The 1,945-nt window shown below is 56.3% G+C and carries 1 rRNA gene; it reads right to left on the bottom strand.

Annotated elements, in window-relative coordinates:
• A 23S ribosomal RNA gene (locus MHY49_RS18885) occupies positions 1-1,945 on the bottom strand; the annotation flags it as partial.

The raw sequence follows: 1,945 nt of genomic DNA, 5'->3' as shown, positions 1-1,945 counted from the left end.
ACGGACCGAGGTTAGGAATCCAGAACGACCAGAGTGGTATTTCAACAACGACTCCACACGAACTAGCGTCCATGCTTCCCAGTCTCCCACCTATCCTACACAAGCCGTCCCGAACACCAATACCAAACTATAGTAAAGGTCCCGGGGTCTTTCCGTCCTGCTGCGCGTAACGAGCATCTTTACTCGTAATGCAATTTCGCCGAGTTCGCGGTTGAGACAGTGGAGAAGTCGTTACGCCATTCGTGCAGGTCGGAACTTACCCGACAAGGAATTTCGCTACCTTAGGATGGTTATAGTTACCACCGCCGTTTACTGGGGCTTAAATTCTCAGCTTCGCACCACAAGGGCGCTAACCAGTCCTCTTAACCTTCCAGCACCGGGCAGGCGTCAGTCCGTATACAGCGTCTTACGACTTCGCACGGACCTGTGTTTTTAGTAAACAGTCGCTTCTCCCTGGTCTCTGCGGCCCTCACAGCTCTCACTGCTCAGGCCCCCCTTCTCCCGAAGTTACGGGGGCATTTTGCCGAGTTCCTTAACCACGATTCTCTCGAACGCCTCGGTATTCTCTACCTGATCACCTGAGTCGGTTTAGGGTACGGGCGACCGTATTCGTCACGCCGGAACTTTTCTCGGCAGTACAGGATCACTCACCTACGCCCATACGGGATCCCCATCACGTCTCACCCCATACGGCACCGCATTACCGGTGCGCGGGCTGCACGCTTAGACGGACTATTCCATTAAGTCCGCGGAAGCTACCTCACTGCGTCATCCCATGCGCTGACCTACTACATGCTTGGTTCCCAGCCTCACCCCCACCCACATCCCGAAGGACATGGAGGAGACTCGGGTGGTTAGCATCACACGCCTCGGTATGGGTCCTCCTACGATCGGTTCGGGAATATCAACCCGATGTCCATCGACTACGCCTGTCGGCCTCGCCTTAGGTCCCGACTAACCCAGGGCGGATTAACCTGGCCCTGGAACCCTTGATCAATCGGCGGACGGGTTTCTCACCCGTCTTTCGCTACTCATGCCTGCATTCTCACTCGTGCAGCCTCCACCACTGGGTTACCCCGCAGCTTCACAGTCTGCACGACGCTCCCCTACCCACCCCGGCACAAACCGGAGTGACACAGCTTCGGCGGTGTACTTGAGCCCCGCTACATTGTCGGCGCAGAATCACTTGACCAGTGAGCTATTACGCACTCTTTCAAGGGTGGCTGCTTCTAAGCCAACCTCCTGGTTGTCTCAGCAACTCCACATCCTTTTCCACTTAGCACACGCTTAGGGGCCTTAGCTGATGTTCTGGGCTGTTTCCCTCTCGACGATGAAGCTTATCCCCCACCGTCTCACTGCTGCGCTCTCACGTACCGGCATTCGGAGTTTGGTTAAGGTCAGTAACCCGGTGGGGCCCATCGCCTATCCAGTGCTCTACCTCCGGCACGAAACACGCAACGCTGCACCTAAATGCATTTCGGGGAGAACCAGCTATCACGAAGTTTGATTGGCCTTTCACCCCTATCCACAGGTCATCCCCTCCATTTTCAACTGAAGTGGGTTCGCGCCTCCACGCGGTCTTACCCGCGCTTCACACTGCCCATGGATAGATCACTTCGCTTCGGGTCTAGAGCCGGCGACTGAACGCCCCGTTCAGACTCGCTTTCGCTACGGCTACCCCACACGGGTTAACCTCGCCACCGACCACTAACTCGCAGGCTCATTCTTCAAAAGGCACGCCGTCACCCCAAAAGGCTCCGACGGATTGTAAGCACACGGTTTCAGGTACTATTTCACTCCCCTCCCGGGGTACTTTTCACCTTTCCCTCACGGTACTTGTCCGCTATCGGTCACGAGGTAGTATTCAGGCTTACCAGGTGGTCCTGGCAGATTCACACCGGATTTCACGGGCCCGGTGCTACTCGGGAACAGCGTCACGCCACAC

The sequence above is a fragment of the Brachybacterium sp. ACRRE genome (genome assembly GCF_022346485.1).
GTDB lineage: Bacteria > Actinomycetota > Actinomycetes > Actinomycetales > Dermabacteraceae > Brachybacterium > Brachybacterium halotolerans.
The sequence above is the reverse complement of the archived record's forward strand: the minus strand, read 5'-3'. Positions and strand labels throughout refer to the sequence as shown.